Here is a 23,109-nt window from a genome sequence, read left to right as displayed (position 1 = left end):
TACCCTCATGGTGTGTCCATGAAGTGTATGCCAAAGTGCCGCTACTGCTCACTCGCCACAGCGCTCTTTTTCCTGCCCAGACAAGCTGTTACTGTACTGCCCCAGAAGCCCAAACGCCGCCAAGGATCGGATCTCACGCCCGATGCGTCCCCTCCTCCTGCTGTTCCTCAGCCTGGCCTTGAGCTTTCCCGCCTCTGCGACTATCAGCGAAAGCCACGGCTACGCCCAGTTCGGGACACTCAAGTACCCTGCCAGCTTCAGTCATTTCGACTGGGTCAACCCCGACGCGCCCAAAGGCGGGACGTTGCGCATCATGGCGTCCGGCACTTTCGATACGCTCAACCCTTACACACTCAAGGGCAGCAGCCCGATCTCGACCGCGCATTTTCTGCAGTACGGCGCCAATGAGCTGAACGAACCCCTGATGGTCGGTACCGGCGCCTACGACCCCTCGGGCGACGAACCCGCCTCCAGCTATGGCCTGATCGCCAAGAGCGTCGAGTACAGCGAGGATCGCAGCTGGGTAGTGTTCAATCTGCGCCCCGAAGCGCGCTTTCATGATGGCAAGCCGATCACCGCCTATGACGTAGCCTTCTCCTATCGCCTTCTGCGCAATGATGGCCATCCGCAGTACCGCACCAACCTCCAGGAAGTGAAGCGCGTCGACATCCTCGGTCGTCACCGCATCCGCTTCGTCTTCAAGCGCGCCGGCAATCCGCTGTTGATCCTGCGCCTGGGCGAGCTGCCGGTGCTGCCGCAGCATTACTGGAAGAATCGCGACTTCAAGAGCACCACCTTCGAGGCCCCGCTGGGCAGCGGCCCCTACCGTATCGTCCAGGTGGTGCCGGGCCGCCGCCTGGTGTTCGAGCGGGTGAAGGACTGGTGGGCCAAGGATCTGCCGGTCAACCGCGGCAAGTACAACTTCGACCGTGTCGAAGTTGAGTTCTACCGCGATAACCATGTCGCCTTCGAGGCCTTCAAGGCCGGCGAATTCGACTTCTACATCGAGAATCAGGCGAAGAACTGGAGCAACGGCTATCGCTTCCCGGCCGTTACCCGCGGCGATGTGGTCCGCGCAGAGATTCCACACCAGATCCCGACACAGACCCAGGCGTTGTTCATGAACACCCGCCGCCCCCTGTTCAGCGACCGCCGCGTGCGCGAGGCGTTGGGGCTGATGTTCGATTTCGAGTGGACCAACCGCACCCTGTTCAATAACGCCTATGTGCGGGCGGCCAGCTACTACCCCAACAGCGAGTTCTCGGCCACCGGCAAGCCCGAGGGCGCCGAATGGCTGCTTCTTTCGCGTCACCGAGACAAGCTGCCCGCTCGCCTGTTCACCGAGGCGCCGAAACAACCGGTAACCGATGGCCGCGGCATACCTCGGGAAACCTTGCGCCGCGCCCTCGGTCTATTGGCCGACGCCGGCTGGAAGACCTCCGGCCAGGAGCTGCGCAATGCGCGTGGTCAACGCCTGGAGTTCGAGATCATGCTGGTCAACCCCAGCCTCGAACGCATTCTCCAGCCCTACGTCGCCAATCTCGCCAGCCTCGGCATCAGCGCCAACCTGCGCACCGTCGACCGCGCTCAATACAAGCAACGCCTCGATCAGTTCGACTACGACATGATTCTGCTGACCCTGCCGCAAACCCTCAGCCCAGGCCTGGAACAGTCGCTGTACTTCCACTCCAGCCAGGTGAACATCAAGGGCGGCAAGAACTACGCGGGCGTCAACGACCCGGTTGTCGACGAGATGATCGACAAGCTGCTCTCGGCGCAGACCCGCGACGAACAGATCGCCGCCACTCGCGCTCTGGATCGGGTTCTGCTCTGGCAGCACTACAGCATTCCCAACTGGTACATCAATTATCACCGCCTGGCGTACCGCAACCGGTTCGCCTTCGTCACCACGCCGCCCTACACCCTGGGCCTGCGCACCTGGTGGCTGAAGCCCACGGAGAACGCTCGATGACCCACCCGCTGCGCAGTTTCCTGCTCCACGGTAGCAGCCTCATCCTGCTCGGCCTGGCCGGCCTCACCTTCGCGGCTCCCAAACATGCCGTCACCCTCTACGATGAGCCGCCCAAGTACCCCGCCGACTTCACTCACTTCGAATACACCAACCCCGACGCGCCCAAGGGCGGCACGTTCCGCGAAGCAGGGTTCGGCGGTTTCGACAGCCTGAATCCGTTCATCAGCAAGGGCGTTGCCGCCGACGAGATCGGCCTGATCTACGACACCCTGGCAGTGCAGAGCATGGACGAGCCATTCACCGCCTATGGCCTGGTCGCAGAGAAGATCGAAAAGGCGCCCGACAACGCCTGGGTACGCTTCCTGATACGCAAGGAAGCGCGCTTTCACGACGGCACGCCGATCACCGCCGAGGACGTCAAGTTCACCTTCGACACCCTGATGGAGAAAGGCGCGCCGATGTACCGCGGCTACTACGCCGACGTCGAGCAGGTGGAAGTGGAGTCACCACACAGCGTGCGCTTCGTGTTCAAGCACGCCGGCAATCGCGAGCTACCGCTGATCGTCGGCCAGCTGCCGGTACTGCCCAAACACTGGTGGGCCGAGCGCGACTTCGCCAAGGGCAATCTCGAGACGCCTCTGGGCAGCGGCCCATACAAGGTCGGCCGGGTCCAGGCCGGTCGCAGCATTCGCTACGAGCGCGTCAAGGACTGGTGGGCCAAGGACCTGCCGGTGAGCCGCGGTTTCTACAATTTCGACACCATCCAGATCGACTACTACCGCGACAACACCGTGGCTCTGGAAGCGCTGAAGGCCGGCCAATTCGACTACTGGCTGGAGACCAGCGCGAAGAACTGGGCCACCGCCTATAACACCCCGGCAGTCGCCAACGGCCAGTTGATCAAGGAAGAAATCCAGAACCGCAACCCGACCGGAATGCAGGGTTTCATCTTCAACACCCGCCGCCCGCAGTTCCAGGATCGCCGCGTACGCGAAGCCCTGGGCCTGCTGTACGACTTCGAATGGGCCAACAAACGCCTGTTCAACGGTGCCTACTTCCGCACCCGCAGCTACTTCGACAACTCCGAACTGGGATCACGCGGACTGCCCGATGAAAGCGAGCTGGCGATTCTCGAACCACTGCGCGGCAAGATTCCGGCTGAAGTATTCAACGAAGAATTCCGCGTACCTGTCACCGACGGCAGCGGCATCATTCGCGAGCAGCAGCGCCGCGCCTATCAGCTGTTGCAACAGGCAGGCTGGCGCATCGAAGGTGATCGCATGCTCGACGCCAATGGCCAGCCGGTGAGCTTCGAGTTCCTCCTGGCACAGACCGAGTTCGAGCGCGTTCTTCTGCCTTTCAAGCGCAATCTGGCCGACCTCGGCATCGAGATGGTGATTCGCCGCGTCGACGTTTCGCAGTACATCAACCGCCTGCGCTCGCGTGATTTCGACATGATCGTCGGCGGCTTCGGCCAGTCCAACTCGCCAGGAAACGAGCAGCGCGAGTATTGGCACTCTTCCAGCGCCGACAACCCTGGCAGCCGCAACTACATAGGTCTCAAGGACCCGGCCATCGACCAGATCGTCGAAGAACTGATCAACGCCGACTCGCGACAGGACCTGATCGCCCATACCCGCGCGCTGGACCGCGTATTGCTGTGGGGCTATTACGTAATCCCCAACTGGCATATCAAGACCTGGCGCGTCGCCTATTGGAACCGTTTCGAACACCCGAAAGTGACACCGCTCTACGATATCGGTCTGCACACCTGGTGGGTGCGCCCGGGCCTCGAAGAGCCAAGCGAAGCCCAGCAGCAAGCTACCGAAGAGGCGAAGCAATAATGCTGGCCTACATTCTTCGTCGCCTGCTGCTGATCATTCCGACCCTGTTCGGCATTCTGGTGATCAACTTCGTCATCATCCAGGCTGCACCCGGCGGCCCGGTGGAACAGATGATCGCCAAGCTGGAAGGATTCGACGGTGCCACCAGTCGCATCGCTGGCGGCGGCGCCGAGGTTTCGGTGGCCGGTTCCAACTATCGCGGTGCGCAGGGCCTCGACCCCAAGCTGATCGAAGAAATCGAAAAGATGTACGGCTTCGACAAGCCGGCACCGGAACGCTTCTGGATCATGCTGAAGAACTACGCCCAATTGGATTTCGGCTCCAGCTTCTTTCGTGATGCCAAAGTGATCGACCTGATCATAGAGAAAATGCCGGTATCGATCTCGCTCGGTCTCTGGAGCACCCTGATCATGTATCTGGTCTCCATCCCGCTGGGCATCGCCAAGGCCACCCGCCACGGCAGCGCCTTCGACGTCTGGACCAGCTCGGCGATCATCATCGGCTACGCCATCCCGGCCTTCCTGTTCGCCATCCTCCTGATCGTGCTGTTCGCCGGCGGCAGCTACTGGGACTGGTTCCCTCTGCGCGGGCTGACCTCGAACAACTTCGAGGAGCTCAGCCTCGGCGGCAAGATTCTCGACTACCTCTGGCACCTGGTGCTGCCGGTCACGGCTCTGGTCATCGGCAACTTCGCCACCCTGACCCTGCTGACCAAGAACAGCTTCCTCGACGAGATCAACAAGCAGTACGTGATCACCGCACGGGCCAAGGGCCTGACCAACCATCGCGTGCTCTATGGCCACGTCTTCCGTAACGCCATGCTGCTGATCATCGCCGGTTTCCCCGCTGCCTTTATCGGCATTTTCTTCACCGGCTCGCTGCTGATCGAGGTGATCTTCTCCCTCGACGGCCTGGGCCTGATGAGCTTCGAGGCAGCGATCAACCGCGACTATCCGGTGGTGTTCGGCACGCTCTTCATCTTTACCTTGCTGGGACTGGTCGTGAAATTGATCGGTGACATTACCTACACCCTGGTCGATCCGCGCATCGACTTCGAAAGCCGGGAGGGTTGAGCATGAAACTCTCCCCGCTCAATCGACGCCGCCTCGATCGCTTCAAGGCGCACAAACGCGGCTGGTGGTCGCTGTGGCTGTTTCTCATCCTGTTCGGCCTGAGCCTCGGCGCCGAACTGATCGCCAACGACAAGCCGCTGGCCGTACGCTATGACGGGCAGTGGTACTTTCCGGTGGTCAAGCGCTACCCGGAAACGGTGTTCGGCGGTGAATTCCCGCTGCAGGCCAACTACAAGAGTCCCTATATCCAGGACCTGATCGCGGCGAAGGACGGCTGGATGATCTGGCCACCGATTCCCTTCAGCTATTCGAGCATCAACTACGACCTGGAGGTGCCCGCTCCGGCGCCGCCCTCGGCGCAGAACTGGCTGGGCACAGACGATCAGGGCCGCGACGTGCTGGCACGGGTCATTTATGGCTTTCGCATCTCGGTGCTGTTCGCCCTGACCCTGACCCTGGCCAGCTCGGTAATCGGCGTGATCGCCGGCGCATTACAAGGCTTCTATGGTGGCTGGGTCGACCTGCTCGGCCAGCGCTTTCTGGAAATCTGGTCGGGCCTGCCAGTGCTCTACCTGCTGATCATCCTCGCCAGTTTCGTCCAGCCGAACTTCTGGTGGTTGCTGGGCATCATGCTGCTGTTCTCCTGGATGAGCCTGGTGGACGTGGTGCGGGCCGAATTCCTCCGCGGCCGCAACCTCGAATACGTGCGTGCGGCACGGGCGCTGGGCATGGGCAACGGCGCGATCATGTTTCGCCATATCCTGCCCAATGCCATGGTCTCGACCATGACCTTCATGCCCTTCATCCTCACCGGTGCCATCGGTACCCTGACTGCACTGGATTTCCTCGGTTTCGGCCTGCCGCCCGGCGCGCCCTCGCTCGGCGAACTGGTCGCCCAAGGCAAGAGCAACCTGCAGGCGCCCTGGCTGGGCATCAGCGCCTTCGCCGTGCTGGCGATCATGCTGAGTCTGCTGGTGTTCATCGGCGAAGCCGCCCGCGATGCCTTCGACCCGAGGAAATGACATGAGCCAGAACGAAACCCTGCTACAAGTTCGCGACCTGGCCGTCGAGTTCGTCACGGGCGACAATTGCCAGCGCGTAGTCGAGGGCGTCAGCTTCGACATCCGCAAAGGCGAGACACTGGCCCTGGTCGGCGAAAGCGGCTCAGGCAAATCGGTCACCGCGCACTCGATCCTGCGCCTGCTGCCCTACCCGCTCGCACGTCATCCGCATGGCAGCATCGAGTACGCTGGCGAAGACCTGCTCAAGCTCGGCGAGGGCCGTCTGCGCGGCATCCGTGGCAACCGCATCGCCATGGTCTTCCAGGAGCCGATGACCTCGCTCAACCCGCTGCATACCATCGAGAAGCAGATCAACGAAGTGCTCGCCCTGCACAAGGGCCTGCGTGGCAAGGCGGCCAGCGCTCGCACTCTAGAGTTGCTGGAGCTGGTCGGCATTCCGGAGCCGAAGAAGCGCCTGAAGGCCTACCCACACGAACTTTCCGGCGGCCAACGGCAGCGGGTGATGATCGCCATGGCCCTGGCCAACGAGCCACAGCTGTTGATCGCCGACGAGCCGACCACCGCGCTGGATGTCACCGTACAGCTGAAAATCCTCGAACTGCTCAAGGATCTACAGGCGCGTCTGGGCATGTCACTGCTGCTGATCAGCCATGATCTCAATCTGGTTCGCAGAATTGCCCATCGCGTATGTGTCATGCAGCGCGGTCGCATCGTCGAACAGGCGTCGTGTGAACAATTGTTCCAGGCGCCGCAGCATCCCTATACCCAGGAACTGCTCGGCGCCGAGCCCAGTGGCGAACCTGCGGCCAACCCCGCAGGCCAGACATTGCTGGAAGTGGACGACCTGCGCGTGTGGTTCCCGATAAAGAAGGGCCTGCTGCGCCGGACGGTGGATCATGTCAAAGCGGTGGACGGCATCAACTTCAGCCTGCCTCAGGGCCAGACCCTGGGCATCGTCGGCGAAAGTGGTTCCGGCAAGTCCACCCTGGGCATGGCCATTCTGCGACTGCTCGCCAGCCGCGGTGATATCCGCTTCCAGGGCCAGCAGCTGCAGGGCCTGAGCCAGCAGGAAGTACGCCCGCTGCGCAGGCAGATGCAGGTGGTGTTTCAAGACCCCTTCGGCAGCCTGAGCCCGCGCATGTCGGTGAGCCAGATCGTCGGTGAAGGTCTGCGCATTCACCGCATGGGCAACGAGGCGGAGCAGGAACAGGCGATCATCGACGCGCTTTTGGAGGTAGGGCTGGATCCGCAGACGCGGCATCGCTACCCCCACGAGTTTTCTGGCGGGCAACGGCAGCGGATTGCCATTGCCCGGGCACTGGTGTTGAAACCGGCGCTGATTCTGCTGGACGAGCCCACCTCGGCGCTCGACCGCACGGTTCAGCGTCAGGTGGTGGAGTTGTTGCGCGGCTTGCAGGCCAAGTACAACCTGACCTATCTGTTTATCAGCCATGACCTGGCGGTAGTCAGAGCGCTGAGCCACCAATTGATGGTGGTCAAGCAGGGTCAGGTGGTCGAACAGGGGTCTGCCGAGTCGATCTTCAGCGCACCGCAACACCCTTATACGCAGCAGTTGCTGGAAGCCGCTTTTCTGGCCCCGGCAACGGCTCACTGATCCTTGAAACAGGAAGAGGAATAGCACAATGGGTTTTCTAACCGGTAAGCGCGTACTCATCGTTGGCGTTGCCAGCAAACTGTCCATCGCCTCGGGTATCGCCGCTGCCATGCACCGCGAAGGTGCCGAGCTGGCCTTCACCTACCAGAACGAGAAGCTCAAGGGCCGCGTTGAAGAGTTCGCCGCTGGCTGGGGCTCCAGCGCCGACCTGTGCTTCCCCTGCGATGTGGCCAGCGACGAGGAAATCGCCGCCGTATTCGAAGCACTGAGCAAGAAGTGGGACGGCCTGGACTGCATCGTCCACTCGGTCGGCTTCGCCCCGGGCGACCAGCTCAATGGCGACTTCACCGAGGTGACCACCCGTGAAGGCTTCAAGATCGCCCATGACATCAGCGCCTACAGCTTCGTCGCCCTGGCCAAGGCTGGCCGCGAGATGATGAAAGGCCGCAACGGCAGCCTGCTCACCCTCTCCTACCTGGGTGCCGAGCGCACCATGCCCAACTACAACGTCATGGGCATGGCCAAGGCCAGCCTGGAAGCCGGCGTACGCTACCTGGCTGGCAGCCTCGGCCCGGAAGGCACTCGCGTCAACGCCATTTCCGCTGGCCCGATTCGCACCCTGGCCGCCAGCGGCATCGCCAGCTTCCGCAAGATGCTGGCTGCCAACGAGAAGCAGACCCCGCTGCGCCGCAACGTCACCATCGAGGAAGTCGGCAACGTCGGCGCCTTCCTCTGCTCTGACCTGGCCTCGGGCATCAGCGGCGAAATCACCTACGTCGACGGCGGCTTCAACACCACCGCAATGGGCGCAATGGAAGACTGAGAAAGCCACCAATCCCTGCAACATCTCATGCACGGCCTGGCCGTGCGTGAACCCGCAACGCCGCACCTTCCTCAGAAAGTGCGGCGTTGTCGATTTCGGCGCTTGTCATCGTTCAAACCGAACCGAAACGCCGACACTACTCGGCACGCTTCAACCTTGGCGTTGTCATAGCTGGGAAGCCTGCAACCGAGATGGGTCAATGATCCCGACAAGCATATGGCGAGCCTGCCTGATCACCGCGCTATGCAGCCTTTCGGTCGGCTGTGCGCTGCCACCGCTGGACGGCCGCACCGAGAGCCAGGCATTCACCCAAGCCGAAACAGCCGATACCACGCTGGGGCAAGCGCTGGGCAGCGAACGCGATGCTCACCCCGGCTTGTCAGGCATTCTTACGCTGGCAGCTGCCCGCGATGCCTTTGCAGCACGCATGCTCCTGGTCGAAGCAGCCGAGCGCAGCCTCGATATTCAGTACTACATCTGGCGTAACGATATTACCGGCACCCTGCTGCTCGATGCGCTGCTCAGAGCCGCTGAAAGGGGCGTTCGCGTCCGTCTGCTGCTGGACGACAACGGCATCGCCGGTCTCGATCAGATGCTCAGCACGCTCGACCGTCATCCCAACATCGAGGTGCGCCTGTTCAATCCCTTCTCCCTGCGAAAGGCCAAGGTGCTGGGTTATCTCACCCACTTCCCCCGCGCCAACCGGCGCATGCACAACAAGTCCTTCACCGTGGACAACCAGGCCACCATCATCGGTGGACGCAATATCGGCGACGAATACTTCGACGCCAGCGAGGGCGTACTCTTCGCCGACCTCGACGTTCTGGCCATCGGCCCGGTCGTGGCCGATACCTCGGCCGATTTCGACCGCTACTGGGCCAGCGAATCCAGCTACCCGCTGGAGTTGATCGTGCCCGCCAGCCGAAACACTGCACAGCCCCTGCACGATCTCGCAGCTGAGCTTTCCAGCTCGCCTGCGGCCAGCGGTTACGTGAAGACCCTGCAGGAAAGCGAGTTCATCCAGCGCCTGCTGAACAAGAACCTGAGCTTCGAATGGAGCGAGACCACACTGGTCAGCGATGATCCTGCCAAAGGCCTTGGCAAGGCCAGTGACGGCGAACTGCTGATAAGCCACCTGGGCGAGATGCTCGCCATCCCCAAAACACGGGTCGACCTGGTCTCCCCCTACTTCGTCCCCACGCAAAGCGGCGTCGATATCTTTACCGGCCTGGTTCAGCGCGGCGTCGAAGTGCGCATCCTGACCAACGCACTGGAGGCAACGGATGTAACCCCCGTGCATGCCGGCTACGCCAAACGTCGCCACGCCCTACTCGAAGGCGGTGTGAAGCTCTATGAAATGCGGCTGGGTGCGGACGACGAAGGCCACCGGGAGAAAGCCGGCCCATTCGGCAGCTCCGGCTCGAGCCTGCACGCCAAGACCTTCGCCCTCGATGGCAAGCGGGTGTTCATTGGCTCATTCAATTTCGATCCACGCTCTGCCAGCCTCAACACGGAGATGGGTTTTCTTATCGAAAGCCAGAAACTGGCGGCAGCGATCGGCCAGGCATTCGAGACCGATATCCCGGCCAATGCCTACGAACTGCACCTGGACGAACACAACCGAATCTACTGGCTGCAACGTGTGGATGGTGAACAACGGCGATTCGATAGCGAGCCCGGTACGGGTCTGCTCAAACGCCTGGGCATCCATCTGCTCTCTTGGCTACCCATCGAATGGTTGCTGTGACCCAAAAACGAGAAAGCCCCGCACTTGGCGGGGCTTTCTTGGCAAACAGCGATCAGAAACGCTCGATGTCGGCCTTGGCTTCAAGCTGCTTGCGCAGCGCCGCGAAGTCCTGCTGACCAGCACGCGAAGCCAGGAAGTTGCGGTACATTGCGAGTTCTTCGTCAGCCAGCGCCTCTTCCGGCACATTCACACCATCGAGACGCAGCACAACGTAGTCGCCATTGTTCAGCGTCACACCGGCAAAGGTCGGCTCACCCGCCTTGGCTGGCTTGGGCATACGGAACAACGCCTGCAGCACCTTCGGCTCGACGCCGTCCTGGCTGCGAGTCGCCGCCTCCTGCACCTGCCAGTTGGCAGCAACAGCCTCACCGGCCTCAGCGGCAGCCAATTGCTTCTCGCCTTCGGCCTTGGCCGCAGCGCTGGCACGCTCCTGCAACAGGTGACCGCGGATGCTCTCGGCAACCTGCTCCAGCGGTAATTGCTCGGGCTTGTTGTGCTCCTTCACGCGCACGACCACCACGGTGCTCGGGTCCAGTTCGATGGTCGAACTGTTGGCACCGTCCTCCAGAACATCGGGGCTGAATGCAGCTTGCAGCACCTGACGGTTGGCGGTAATGCCGGTAGCACCACCCTCACGACCGAAGGCTGCGCTGGTCTTGACCTCGAGCCCCAGCTCCTGAGCCGGCTGAGCCAGATCAGATGCCTGGAACGCGGCATCCTCCAGTTGCTTGGTAGCCTCGACGAAATGCTGCTCGACCTGTTGCGCCTTGAAGTCACGCGCCAACTTGTCCTTGAGGCTATCGAAGCTCGGCACTTCCGGCGCCTGAACGCCCAGCAACTTGATCAGGTGCCAGCCGAACTCGCTCTTGACCGGCTCGGAAACCTGTCCTTGCTGCAGAGCATAGAGCGCCTTTTCGAAGGCCGGGTCGTATACGCCAGGACCGGCATAACCCAGGTCACCGCCATCGACGGCAGAGCCAGGGTCCTGCGAGAACTCCTTGGCCAGGGCAGCAAAATCCTCACCCGCATCGACACGCTTCTTGATCTCTTCGATCTTGCTGCGTGCAGCTTCGTCATCGCCTTCGATGAGAATATGCGCGGCCTGACGCTGCTCGGCCAGGTTGGCGATTTCGCTCTCGTACAACGGTTTCAGGTCTTCATCGCTGACCTCGACCTGGTCGAAGAAGCTGTCCTTTTGCAGCTCGACGTATTCCAGTACGACCTGCTCAGGGCTCATGAACTCACTGGCATGCTCGTCGTAATAGGCCTTCACGTCAGCATCGTTCAGCTCCACCGCAGCGGGATCGGCCTTGATGGTAAGGCTGGCGAAATCACGAGTCTGACGCTCGAGGTTGGCGAACGCGCGCGCCTCCTGCTCGGTGACGAAGCTGCTGGCACCGAGACCGGCGCGCAATTGACCGATCAGCATTTCCTCTTCCAGCATCTGGCGGAACTGCAGGCGGGTGTAGCCCATTTGGCGAATGACCTGATCGAAGCGCGAGGCATCGAAGCGGCCATCCACCTGGAATTCGGGAGTCTGCAGAATCACCTGGTCCAGCGAGCCTTGCGAGAAGGCAAAGTGAGCATCATTGGCTGCCTGCAGCAGCAGCTTGCGCTCGATCAGCCCCTTGAGCGAAGCCTCACGCAGCAGCTTCTCGTCGAGCAGCGAGGCATCGAAATCGCGCCCCAGTTGTTGCAGTAGCTGACGACGCTGCATTTCAACGGCCTGGTTGAGCTCGTTGAGGGTAATGGTGTCACCGTTCACGTCAGCCGCATTGTTGCGGTTGCTGGTTCCGGTGACGATGGCTTCGAAACCGGTAAAGGCCATCAGCATGACGATGAGGCCGATGATGATTTTGGCAATCCAACCGCGTGAATTGTCCCTGATGTTTTGCAGCATGCTTCCCCCAGAACGACTGTACAGAGTCACCAGCCGCGCAGTGTGGGTAATGTCCAGATAGAAGAAAGGCGCATCCGTGGATGCGCCTTCTCGTAACGCGTTAAGCGGTCAGTGCAGAAAAGTCTCCGACTCCCTGCTCTGCCTCCTAACAGCCGCCAGACAGAACCTGACGGCGAGGCAAACCCGGAAGACGCTTAGTTGACGGCGTCTTTCAGAGCCTTGCCAGCTTTGAAGCCCGGGATCTTGGCAGCAGCGATGCTGATCGGCTTGCCGGTCTGCGGGTTGCGGCCAGTGCGAGCAGCACGCTCTTTGACAGCGAAGGTGCCGAAGCCAACCAGTACGACGGAATCACCAGCCTTCAGGGCGCCAGTGACGGATTCAATCACTGCATCCAGCGCGCGGCCAGCAACAGCTTTCGGGATATCAGCAGATGCAGCGATAGCATCGATCAGTTCCGACTTGTTCACTCTAAGTCCCCTTATTTCTGTTGAGTTTGTTTCTTGATTTTTAGTGTAAGCAAAGCGGGTGCTGGATGGCCTGCTGACACAATAAGAGCCGCTTTATATCAAGGGCTCAAAAATTGTGTCAAGGAAGCCCCCCGGCTAATGCGTGCTGATTCGCTCCTTGGAATCAGTCTCGCGCTTGTCATCCGTTGCAACCATCTCGGGAGCCGCATCGGGCAAGGGCTCCGGGGCGTATTGCAGCGCAATTTGCAGGACCTCGTCAATCCATTTAACCGGTTTAATCTGCAGGTCTTGCTTAATATTTTCCGGAATTTCTTTCAGATCACGCACATTTTCTTCGGGAATGATCACAGTCTTGATCCCACCCCGATGAGCAGCCAGAAGTTTTTCCTTCAAGCCGCCGATTGCCAGCACCTGCCCCCGCAGGGTGATTTCACCCGTCATGGCCACATCGGCGCGCACTGGAATCTGCGTCAGCGCCGAGACCAGCGCGGTGCACAGGCCGATACCCGCACTCGGACCATCCTTCGGCGTAGCCCCTTCAGGCATATGGATGTGAACGTCGCGCTTCTCGTTGAAATCAGCGGGGATCCCCAGGCTTTTTGCACGACTGCGCACCACGGTCATGGCGGCCGTCATCGACTCTGCCATGACGTCGCCCAGCGACCCGGTCTTGATCAGCACGCCCTTGCCTGGCACCACCGCCGTCTCGATGGTGAGCAGCTCACCGCCCACCTGGGTCCAGGCCAGGCCGGTCACCTGACCGATCTGATCCTGCTGCTCGGCAAGGCCATAGCGATGCTTACGCACGCCCAGGAAGTGCTCCAGCGACTCGGCCGTCACCCGCACCTGGAAGCGCTTCTCGCCGGCATGCTCCTTGACCGCCTTGCGGCATACCTTGGCGATTTGCCGCTCCAGACTGCGCACGCCCGCCTCGCGGGTGTAGTAGCGAATGATGTCGCGGATCGCCGCCTCATCGAATTCCAGCTCGCCCTTCTTCAGGCCATTGGCCTTGATCTGCTTGGGCGCCAGGTACTTGATGGCGATATTGACCTTCTCGTCCTCGGTGTAACCCGGCAGACGGATGACCTCCATGCGATCCAGAAGCGGACCGGGGATGTTCATCGAGTTGGCGGTACAGAGGAACATCACATCAGACAGGTCGTAATCGACCTCCAGATAGTGATCGTTGAAGTTGTGGTTCTGCTCCGGATCGAGCACTTCGAGCAGCGCAGACGCAGGATCACCACGCATGTCCTGGCCCATCTTGTCGATTTCATCGAGCAGGAACAGCGGATTGCGCACACCCACCTTGGTCATCTTTTGAATCAAACGACCCGGCATGGAGCCGATATAGGTGCGACGGTGACCACGTATCTCGGCCTCGTCACGCACACCGCCCAGCGCCATACGTACGAACTTGCGGTTGGTGGCAGTGGCAATGGACTCGGCCAGCGAGGTCTTGCCTACGCCGGGTGGACCTACCAGGCACAGCACCGGCCCCTTGAGCTTCTTCACCCGCTTCTGCACGGCAAGGTACTCGAGGATGCGTTCCTTGACCTCCTCCAGACCGTAATGGTCCGCATCGAGGATGCTCTCGGCGCGCGCCAGGTCGAGGCGCACCTTGCTCTCGGCTTTCCACGGCACGTTCACCAACCAGTCAATATAGGAACGCACCACGGTGGCCTCAGCGGACATCGGCGACATCTGCTTGAGCTTGTTCAGCTCCGCATTGGCCTTGGTCAGCGCCTCCTTGGTCAGACCGGCGTTGTCGATACGCTTCTTCAGCTCATCGATCTCGTTGTGACCTTCGTCGATGTCGCCCAGCTCCTTCTGAATGGCCTTCATCTGCTCATTCAGGTAGTACTCCCGCTGGCTGCGCTCCATCTGCTTCTTCACGCGACCACGGATACGCTTCTCGACCTGCAGCAGGTCGATCTCGGCATCCAGCAGCGCCAGCACATGCTCGACGCGGGCGGATAGCGAAGTGATTTCGAGGATTTCCTGCTTCTGCTCGATCTTCAGCGCCATGTGCGCGGCCATGGTATCGACCAGGCGGCTGGGCTCATCGATGCTGTTGAGCGAGGACAGCACTTCGGCCGGAACCTTCTTACCCAACTGCACGTACTGCTCGAACTGGCTGAGCAGGCTACGAGTAAAGACCTCGGACTCGCGCTCGGCGGTCTCGCCCTCCTCGATCAACTGCACTTCGGCGCGGCAATGATCGTCGAGCTCGATGAAACGCTCGATGGAGCCTCGCTGCTCACCCTCTACCAGCACCTTGACGGTGCCGTCAGGCAACTTGAGCAATTGCAGGACAGTGGCAATGGTGCCAACGCGATACAGATCCTGGTCATCCGGATCATCGACGGCCGGATTTTTCTGGGCCACCAGCAGAATCTGCTTGTCGCCCGTCATCGCAGCCTCGAGGGCCTCGATGGATTTCTCACGCCCGACGAAAAGCGGGATGACCATGTGCGGATAGACCACTACATCGCGCAATGGCAGGAGAGGCAATTCGATGGTTGTCTTCATGATTTCGGCTCAGCGGCGGCCATAAGGCCGTAAACAGGCGGGATTACCCTTGGCTTTTAAGATGGGGGTAGCTCCCGTAAAAAACAAGCGCAATGTCCAGAAAAGCGAAGGGGCCCGCGGGGCCCCTTCTTTGCATCGTGTGACAGCCGTCAGGCGTCTGGCGCGGCCTTCGCCGGCGGCTCGCTGTTCTCGTAGATCAATAGCGGCTTGGAGGTGCCTTCGATGACGCTCTCGTCGATCACCACCTTGCTCACGTCCTGCTGGGACGGGATCTCGTACATGGTGTCGAGCAGAATGCCCTCGAGGATCGAACGCAGGCCACGTGCACCGGTTTTGCGCTCCAGCGCCTTCTGCGCCACGGACTTCAGCGCATCGGAGCGGAACTCCAGGTCCACGCCTTCCATCTCGAACAGCTTGGCGTACTGCTTGGTCAGTGCGTTCTTCGGCTCTGTGAGAATCTGCACCAGTGCAGCCTCGTCCAGCTCTTCAAGCGTGGCAATCACCGGCAGACGGCCGACGAACTCGGGAATCAGGCCGAACTTGACCAGATCGTCCGGCTCGACTTCACGCAGGGATTCGCCGATCCTCTTGCCTTCCTGCTTGCTGCGCACTTCCGCACCGAAACCAATGCCGCCCTTGGTGGAGCGGGCCTGGATGACTTTCTCCAGGCCTGCAAAGGCACCACCGCAGATGAACAGGATGTTACGCGTATCGACCTGCAGGAATTCCTGCTGCGGGTGCTTGCGCCCGCCCTGCGGCGGAACCGAAGCAACAGTGCCCTCGATCAATTTGAGCAGCGCCTGCTGCACGCCCTCACCCGACACATCACGAGTGATCGACGGGTTGTCGGATTTGCGCGAGATCTTGTCGATTTCGTCGATGTAGACGATGCCCATCTGGGCCTTCTCGACATCGTAATCGCACTTCTGCAGCAGCTTCTGAATGATGTTCTCGACGTCCTCACCCACATAACCGGCTTCGGTCAGGGTGGTGGCGTCAGCGATGGTGAACGGCACATTGAGCAGGCGCGCCAGCGTTTCGGCCAGCAGCGTCTTACCCGAACCGGTCGGACCGATCAGCAGGATATTGCTCTTGCCCAGCTCGACATCGTCTTTCTTGTCGCGCTGGTTCAGACGCTTGTAGTGGTTGTACACCGCTACCGACAGCACCTTCTTGGCGCGTTCCTGGCCGATCACGTACTGATCGAGGATAGCGCTGATTTCCTTGGGTGCCGGGAGTTTGTGCGCGCTGCTCTCAGCCTGGGCTTCCTGCACCTCCTCGCGGATGATGTCGTTGCACAGGTCGACGCATTCGTCGCAGATGAAGACGGAAGGACCGGCGATCAACTTGCGCACTTCATGCTGGCTTTTGCCGCAGAAGGAGCAATAAAGCAGTTTGCCGTTGTCCTCACCGTTACGGGTGTCAGTCATTCGATCAATCCAATACGGTAGGCTTGAAACACAAGATGAAGGCAAATGCGGGCATTTTCAAGGGCGCAAGTCGCGTCAATGAAGCATGCCCGCAGCCGGCGCCTCATCTAGACCGGCATTTGACGTTTTTCGTGCACCGCATCGACCAGACCATACTCCACGGCACGCGAAGCGCTCATGAAATTGTCGCGGTTGGTGTCACGCTCGATGGTTTCCAGGCTCTGACCGGTGTGATGAGCCAGCAGTTCGTTCAGGCGCTCACGGATGAAGAGGATTTCCTTGGCATGGATCTCGATGTCCGAAGCCTGCCCCTGGAAGCCGCCCAGCGGCTGGTGAATCATCACGCGCGAGTTCGGCAGGCAGAAACGCTTGCCCTTGGCGCCGCCAGCCAGCAGGAACGCACCCATGCTGCAAGCCTGACCGATGCAGGTGGTGGATACGTCCGCCTTGATGAACTGCATGGTGTCGTAGATCGCCATGCCAGCGGTCACCGAACCACCTGGTGAGTTGATGTACAGGTGGATGTCCTTGTCCGGGTTCTCTGCTTCCAGGAACAACAGCTGGGCGCAGATCAGGTTGGCCATGTAGTCCTCGACCTGGCCGACCATGAAGATCACGCGCTCCTTGAGCAGACGCGAGTAGATGTCATAGGCACGTTCGCCACGAGCAGATTGCTCGATGACCATCGGCACCAGGCCGCCAGCGGCCTGGATTTCAGGCATGTTTTGCATAAAAGGATTGCGGGACATGTCTTGCGCTCACTCCCTAATAGTCATGTCTCAAATACACATAAGCCAGCACGGAGGCTGGCTTATGGTGGTGTACTCGAACGAGGTTACCAGATCAGTCGGCTTTAGGAGCTTCCGCCGGCTTGACTGCGTCTTCGTAGGAAACCGCTTTGTCGGTCACGTTGGCCTTCTGCAGAACAGTATCTACAACTTGCTCTTCCAGTACAACCGAACGTACTTCGTTCATCTGCTGGTCGTTCTTGTAGTACCAGGCCACGACCTGCTCGGGCTCCTGGTAAGCCGAAGCCATTTCTTCGATCAGCTCGCGCACGCGGGTTTCGTCAGGCTTCAGGTCGAACTGCTTGACCACCTCGGCGACGATCAGACCCAGCACCACGCGACGCTTGGCCTGCTCTTCGAACAGCTCGGCCGGCAGCTGGTCAGGCTTGATGTTGCCACCGAACTGCTGAACGGCCTGCACGCGCAGACGGTTCACTTCGTTACCGATCAGCGCCTTCGGCACCTCGACCGGGTTGGCAGCCAGCAGGCCGTCCATTACCTGGTTCTTGACCTTGGATTTGATGGCCTGACGCAGCTCGCGCTCCATGTTCTTGCGAACTTCGGCGCGGAAACCTTCCAGACCGCCTTCCTTGATACCGAACAGGGCGAAGAATTCATCGTTCAGTTCAGGCAGTTGCGGCGCGGAAACGCTGTTCACGGTGACGGTGAACTCGGCGGTTTTGCCGGCCAGGTCGAGGTTCTGGTAGTCCTCGGGGAAGGTCGGGTTGATCACGCGCTCTTCACCGGCCTTGACACCGACCAGGGCGTCTTCGAAGCCCGGGATCATGCGACCGGAACCCAGCACCAGCTGAGTGCCCTTGGCGCTGCCGCCTGCGAAGGCTTCGCCGTCGATCTTGCCGACGAAATCGATGTTCAGCTGGTCGCCATTCTCGGCAGCACGCTCAACAGCTTCGAAACGGGTGTTCTGCTTGCGCAGGATATCCAGCATGTTGTCGACATCGCTGTCGGCCACGTCAGCCTGCAGGCGCTCGATGGCGATGGAGTCGAAACCGGAAACCTCGAACTCGGGGAATACTTCGAAAGTAGCAACGTACTCCAGGTCCTTGCCCTTCTCGAAGGACTTCGGCTCGACAGCCGGAGCACCTGCCGGGTTCAGCTTCTGCTCGACCACGGCTTCATAGAAGGTCGCCTGGATCAGGTCGCCCAGCGCTTCCTGACGAGCAGCGTCTTCGTAACGCTGACGGATAACGCTCATCGGCACCTTGCCAGGACGGAAGCCAGGAACCTTGGCACGACGGGCAGTCTGTTGCAGACGCTTGTTGACTTCAGTCTCGATGCGCTCGACGGGTACGCCGACGGTCATGCGGCGCTCAAGAGCAGAAGTGCTTTCAACAGAAACTTGCATGGATATTCCTCGTTGCACAGACAAAAGCCGGCTCGAACCGGCCCCGAATTCAAGGCCAAGCATTCTAGAGGGTCAATATTAAGAAGTCACCCTAGAAGCAGGCGTGAATGCGGGAGGATTTGTAAGATGGTGCGGACGGAGAGACTCGAACTCTCACACCTTGCGGCGCCAGAACCTAAATCTGGTGTGTCTACCAATTTCACCACGTCCGCGTGGCTTTGCAGCTTAAAACAAAAACGCCAGGCTTTTGGCCTGGCGCTTTGGAATATGGGGTGGACGATGGGAATCGAACCCACGACACCAGGAGCCACAATCCTGTGCTCTACCAACTGAGCTACGCCCACCATATTGCATTGCTTACTCAAATTGCCTGACCGCCAAATGGCGCACCCGGCAGGACTCGAACCTGCGACCATCCGCTTAGAAGGCGGATGCTCTATCCAGCTGAGCTACGGGCGCTTATCCATCTGCTAGCGCAGACTTAGAAGCTTTCGACTCCAGCCTTGCCACGAGGACTTGGCTTTTGCCGTCTCACCCAGCGAGTGGCTGTTCCTGAGAAGCGGGGCGAATATTATAGACGCCTCCGAACCTCGTCAACAGAAATTTTCAAAAAAATTCAGCGATTTAAAGGAGTTACGCTAAATCGACGGCAGGCGCCTTTGCCCGAGTGAACACCCATGCGAGAATGCGCGTCCTTTTTTCATCCTTATTAATGGTTAACCAGCGCAATGACCGCACAACTGATCGACGGCAAGGCGATCGCCGCCCGCCTCCGCCAGCAGATTGCCCAACGTGTCGCCGAACGCCGCCAACAAGGCCTTCGCGCGCCAGGCCTGGCCGTAATCCTGGTTGGTACCGATCCCGCCTCCCAGGTCTATGTGTCACATAAACGCAAGGATTGCGAAGAAGTCGGCTTTGTTTCCCGCGCCTATGACCTGCCAGCCGAAACCAGCCAGGCCGACCTGCTCGCGTTGATCGACGAGCTCAACGAAGACCCGACCATCGACGGCATTCTGGTACAGCTGCCGCTACCGGAGCACCTGGATTCCTCGCTGCTGCTCGAGCGTATTCGCCCAGACAAGGACGTGGACGGCTTCCACCCCTACAACATTGGCCGCCTGGCCCAGCGCATGCCGCTGCTACGCCCATGCACGCCGAAAGGCATCATGACGCTGCTGGAAAGCACTGGCGTTGACCTCTACGGCCTGCATGCCGTGGTAGTCGGCGCCTCGAATATCGTTGGCCGGCCGATGGCCATGGAGCTGCTGCTGGCAGGCTGCACGGTAACCGTTACCCACCGTTTCACCAAGGATCTGGCCCACCATGTTGGCCAGGCCGACATCGTCGTGGTCGCAGCCGGCAAGCCGGGCCTGGTCAAGGGTGAGTGGATCAAGCCAGGCGCTATCGTCATCGATGTTGGCATCAACCGCCAGGAAGATGGCAAGCTGGTCGGCGATGTGACCTTTGATGCCGCCCTGCCCCGCGCCGGCTGGATCACTCCGGTTCCGGGTGGCGTAGGCCCGATGACTCGCGCAGGCCTCTTGGAAAACACCCTGCACGCAGCCGAGCATCTGCATAAATAAGCAGCGCTGCACAACGAACAACGGCACCCGAGGGTGCCGTTGTCGTTTCTGCTACTTGGATCAGTTACGCGCCTGCTCCCAAGATTTGAGCAGCTCATCGTAGGCGATGGTTTCGCCCTTGGGTTTCTCGTTGGCCAACTTGGGTTTCGGTGCACCCGGCTGATCGAACCAGTATTGCGGATCACGCGGTTCGTTCAGCTTCGGCCCGCACTCGCCCAGCACACCTGAGCGTTCCAGACGACCAAGCATGGTGTCTTGCGCTGCGGCCAGGCCATCGAGCGCCTGTTGCGGCGTCTTGTCACCGCTGGCGGCCTCGGCGATGAACTGCCACCAGAGCTGAGCCAGACGTGGATAGTCAGGCACGTTGGTGCCGGTCGGCGTCCATTGCACACGTGCCGGACTGCGGTAGAACTCCACCAGACCACCCAGCTTGGGCGCTACGTCCGTCATCGCCTGCGAGTTGATGTCCGACTCGCGAATCGGCGTCAGCCCGACCAGGGTCTTCTTCAACGACACAGTCTTGGAGGTGACGAACTGCGCATAGAGCCAGGCGGCCAGGCGCTGCTTCTCCGGCGTCGAGTTGAGGAAGGTCCAGGAGCCGGTGTCCTGATAACCGAGCTTCATGCCCTCCTCCCAGTACGGGCCCTTGGGCGACGGTGCCATACGCCATTTCGGCGTGCCATCGTCGTTGACCACCGGCAGGCCCGGCTTGGTCATATCGGCGGTAAAAGCGGTGTACCAGAAGATCTGCTGAGCGATGGCGCCCTGCGCCGGCACCGGGCCGGATTCGGAGAAGGTCATGCCCTGCGCTTCCGGCGGCGCGTACTGTCGCATCCAATCGACGTATTTCTGCGTGGCGAACACCGCCGCCGGCCCGTTGGTATCACCACCACGGGCGACACTGGAACCTACCGGCCGGCAGCCGTCGACGCGAATGCCCCACTCGTCCACCGGCAGGCCGTTGGGCAGCCCCTTGTCGCCGCCGCCGGCCATGGAGAACCAGGCATCGGTGAAGCGCCAGCCCAGCGACGGATCTTTCTTGCCGTAGTCCATGTGGCCATAGACGCGTTTACCGTCGATTTCCTTGACGTGTACCGAGAAGAATTCAGCAATGTCCTCATAGGCTGACCAGTTCACCGGCACGCCCAGCTCGTAGCCGTAGATTTCCTTGAACTTGGCCTTCAGCTCCGGACGCTCGAACCAGTCAGCGCGGAACCAGTAGAGGTTGGCGAACTGCTGATCGGGTAACTGATAAACCTTGCCGTCCGGCCCGGTGGTGAAGGACAGGCCGATGAAGTCGTCAAGATCGAGAGTCGGCGAAGTGAAATCCTTGCCTTCGTTAGCCATCATGTCGGTGATCGAGACCGCCTTGCCATAGCGGAAGTGGGTACCGATTAGGTCCGAGTCGTTGACCCAGCCGTCGTAGATGTTCTTGCCGGACTGCATCTGCGTCTGCAGTTTCTCGACCACATCGCCTTCCTGCATCAGGTCATGCTTGAGCTTGATGCCAGTGATTTCACTGAAGGCCTTCGCTAGGACCTTGGACTCGTATTCATGGGTGGTCAGGGTTTCCGAGGCGACATTGATGTTCATGCCACGAAACGGCTCGGCAGCCTTGATGAACCATTTCAGCTCCTCGAGCTGCTGCTCCGGGGTCAGGGTCGAGGGGTTGAACTCATCGGCAATCCATTTCTTCGCGGCCTCTTCATAGGCATCCGCCCAGGCCGCACCGCTCAAACCGGACAACGCCAGCAAGGCGGCCAACGCCATGCTATGTCGGGTCTTGTTGTTATTGTCGAACATAGAGACCTCCATCTCAGGATATGGGGAGAGGCATACCGGCGGCAGCCCGGCTTAGCCCCAGCGCATGACTGCGCACAACCACAACAGTGATAGCAGCGACGCTATCCACACGCTCCAGTCGGTCACGCCGATTACCAGCAGATGCAGGTAGGCGCTGCCGAGCAGACCGATAAACAGCCGATCACCCCGGGTGGTGGTGATCGGCAGAAAACCCTTGCGCTCGACACAGGGCCAGCGCAACTCGACCAGCGTCATACCGGCCAGCAGCACGGCGATGCAGCCGAAGAACAGCGCGGTCGGCAGAGTCCAGGCCATCCAGCTCATGATGAACCTCCCTTACACGCGACCCAGGGCGAAGCCCTTGGCCACATGGTTGCGAACGAACCAGATCACCAGCATCCCCGGGATGATGGTCAGCACCCCGGCAGCGGCGAGCACGCCCCAGTCGATACCCGAGGCCGACACGGTACGGGTCATCACCGCCGCGATGGGCTTGGCGTCCACCGAGGTCAGGGTGCGCGCCAGCAGCAGTTCGACCCAGGAGAACATGAAGCAGAAGAAGGCGGTGACGCCGATACCGGAGCGGATCAGCGGGATGAAGGTCTTCACGAAGAATTTCGGGAAGCTGTAGCCGTCGATATAGGCGGTCTCGTCGATCTCCTTGGGCACGCTGGACATGAAGCCCTCGAGAATCCACACCGCCAACGGCACGTTGAACAGGCAGTGCGCCAGCGCCACGGCGATATGGGTGTCGAACAGGCCGATGGACGAATACAGCTGGAAGAACGGCAACAGGAACACCGCTGGCGGCGCCATGCGGTTGGTCAGCAGCCAGAAGAACAGGTGCTTGTCGCCGAGGAAACGATAGCGCGAGAAAGCATAAGCCGCCGGCAGCGCCACGCTCAGCGAGATCAGGGTATTGAGGCTGACGTAGTACAGCGAATTGAGGTAACCCTCGTACCAGCTACGGTCGGTGAAGATCACCCGGTAGTTGTCCAGAGTGAAATTCTGCGGCCACAGGCTGAGCCCACCGAGAATCTCGGTATTGCTCTTGAACGACATGTTCAGCAGCCAGTAGATCGGCACCAGCAGGAACAGGAAGTAGATCAGCAGTACCAGGCGTTTGCGCAGCGTCATGGTCGAC

Annotated in this window: 17 protein-coding genes and 3 tRNA genes; 8 read left to right on the top strand and 12 right to left on the bottom strand. The window is 60.4% G+C overall.

The genetic code is table 11. From position 1 onward, the window contains the following. The first annotated feature begins 142 nt into the window (after positions 1-142). From EL191_RS10950 to EL191_RS10920, 7 genes are all read left to right on the top strand, one after another. Complete coding sequence (locus EL191_RS10950; RefSeq protein WP_041979529.1) at positions 143-1,972, top strand: extracellular solute-binding protein; 1,830 nt, start codon at positions 143-145, stop codon at positions 1,970-1,972. Beyond that, a complete protein-coding gene (locus EL191_RS10945; RefSeq protein ID WP_013715337.1) occupies positions 1,969-3,816 on the top strand; it encodes an extracellular solute-binding protein in 1,848 nt (615 codons plus the stop codon). Before EL191_RS10950 ends, EL191_RS10945 begins: the two co-directional genes overlap by 4 nt. Continuing rightward, on the top strand, positions 3,816-4,889 hold the full coding sequence (locus EL191_RS10940; protein WP_013715336.1) for a microcin C ABC transporter permease YejB: 1,074 nt from the start codon (positions 3,816-3,818) through the stop codon (positions 4,887-4,889). The genes EL191_RS10945 and EL191_RS10940 overlap by 1 nt, the downstream gene beginning before the upstream one ends. A 2-nt stretch (positions 4,890-4,891) precedes the next feature. Further along, complete coding sequence (locus EL191_RS10935) at positions 4,892-5,911, top strand: ABC transporter permease (protein WP_013715335.1); 1,020 nt, start codon at positions 4,892-4,894, stop codon at positions 5,909-5,911. A gap of 1 nt (position 5,912) precedes the next feature. After that, entirely contained in the window at positions 5,913-7,526 is a 1,614-nt protein-coding gene (locus EL191_RS10930) for an ABC transporter ATP-binding protein (RefSeq protein WP_017360743.1), read from the top strand. Between the two features lie 28 nt (positions 7,527-7,554). Further along, complete coding sequence (gene fabI / locus EL191_RS10925) at positions 7,555-8,349, top strand: enoyl-ACP reductase FabI (RefSeq protein ID WP_013715333.1); 795 nt, start codon at positions 7,555-7,557, stop codon at positions 8,347-8,349. Positions 8,350-8,548: 199 nt separating this feature from the next. Further along, the gene (locus EL191_RS10920) at positions 8,549-10,096 is read left to right on the top strand and encodes a phospholipase D family protein (RefSeq protein WP_041979530.1); all 1,548 of its coding nucleotides are present in this window, start codon (positions 8,549-8,551) and stop codon (positions 10,094-10,096) included. A gap of 52 nt (positions 10,097-10,148) precedes the next feature. On the opposite strand, the gene EL191_RS10915 is transcribed toward EL191_RS10920, so the two are convergent. The 9 genes from EL191_RS10915 to EL191_RS10875 form a co-directional block, all read right to left on the bottom strand. Next, entirely contained in the window at positions 10,149-11,996 is a 1,848-nt protein-coding gene (locus tag EL191_RS10915; RefSeq protein WP_041979531.1) for a SurA N-terminal domain-containing protein, read from the bottom strand. 194 nt (positions 11,997-12,190) lie between these two features. Then, entirely contained in the window at positions 12,191-12,463 is a 273-nt protein-coding gene (gene hupB, locus EL191_RS10910; RefSeq protein ID WP_003239952.1) for a nucleoid-associated protein HU-beta, read from the bottom strand. 135 nt (positions 12,464-12,598) lie between these two features. After that, a complete protein-coding gene (gene lon / locus EL191_RS10905; RefSeq protein ID WP_041979534.1) occupies positions 12,599-14,995 on the bottom strand; it encodes an endopeptidase La in 2,397 nt (798 codons plus the stop codon). Positions 14,996-15,144: 149 nt separating this feature from the next. Beyond that, a complete protein-coding gene (gene clpX / locus EL191_RS10900; protein WP_041979536.1) occupies positions 15,145-16,425 on the bottom strand; it encodes an ATP-dependent Clp protease ATP-binding subunit ClpX in 1,281 nt (426 codons plus the stop codon). 107 nt (positions 16,426-16,532) lie between these two features. After that, a complete protein-coding gene (clpP, locus tag EL191_RS10895) occupies positions 16,533-17,174 on the bottom strand; it encodes an ATP-dependent Clp endopeptidase proteolytic subunit ClpP (RefSeq protein WP_013715328.1) in 642 nt (213 codons plus the stop codon). A gap of 94 nt (positions 17,175-17,268) precedes the next feature. Continuing rightward, positions 17,269-18,579 (bottom strand): trigger factor, encoded by a 1,311-nt coding sequence (tig, locus tag EL191_RS10890; protein WP_017360740.1) that lies wholly within the window; start codon positions 18,577-18,579, stop codon positions 17,269-17,271. Between the two features lie 127 nt (positions 18,580-18,706). Then, positions 18,707-18,791: transfer RNA gene (locus EL191_RS10885), tRNA-Leu, on the bottom strand. 56 nt (positions 18,792-18,847) lie between these two features. Continuing rightward, positions 18,848-18,923: transfer RNA gene (locus EL191_RS10880), tRNA-His, on the bottom strand. Between the two features lie 38 nt (positions 18,924-18,961). Next, positions 18,962-19,038: transfer RNA gene (locus tag EL191_RS10875), tRNA-Arg, on the bottom strand. A gap of 269 nt (positions 19,039-19,307) precedes the next feature. Here EL191_RS10875 and folD point away from each other — a divergent pair. Beyond that, complete coding sequence (gene folD / locus EL191_RS10870; protein ID WP_041979537.1) at positions 19,308-20,162, top strand: bifunctional methylenetetrahydrofolate dehydrogenase/methenyltetrahydrofolate cyclohydrolase FolD; 855 nt, start codon at positions 19,308-19,310, stop codon at positions 20,160-20,162. A 60-nt stretch (positions 20,163-20,222) separates the two neighbouring features. Here folD and EL191_RS10865 read toward each other — a convergent pair whose 3' ends face one another. Genes EL191_RS10865 through EL191_RS10855 form a run of 3 tightly spaced genes read right to left on the bottom strand, consistent with a single transcriptional unit; the run spans position 20,223 to position 23,102 of the window. After that, entirely contained in the window at positions 20,223-21,965 is a 1,743-nt protein-coding gene (locus EL191_RS10865) for an ABC transporter substrate-binding protein (protein WP_017360739.1), read from the bottom strand. 51 nt (positions 21,966-22,016) lie between these two features. Then, positions 22,017-22,289 (bottom strand): DUF2160 domain-containing protein, encoded by a 273-nt coding sequence (locus EL191_RS10860; protein ID WP_013715271.1) that lies wholly within the window; start codon positions 22,287-22,289, stop codon positions 22,017-22,019. Between the two features lie 12 nt (positions 22,290-22,301). After that, positions 22,302-23,102 (bottom strand): carbohydrate ABC transporter permease, encoded by an 801-nt coding sequence (locus tag EL191_RS10855; protein WP_041979539.1) that lies wholly within the window; start codon positions 23,100-23,102, stop codon positions 22,302-22,304. Between the last annotated feature and the right edge of the window lie 7 nt (positions 23,103-23,109).

It is taken from the genome of Pseudomonas mendocina, from assembly GCF_900636545.1.
GTDB lineage: Bacteria > Pseudomonadota > Gammaproteobacteria > Pseudomonadales > Pseudomonadaceae > Aquipseudomonas > Aquipseudomonas mendocina.
Note: the sequence above shows the minus strand (reverse complement) of the source record. Positions and strands in the feature narration are given on the sequence as shown.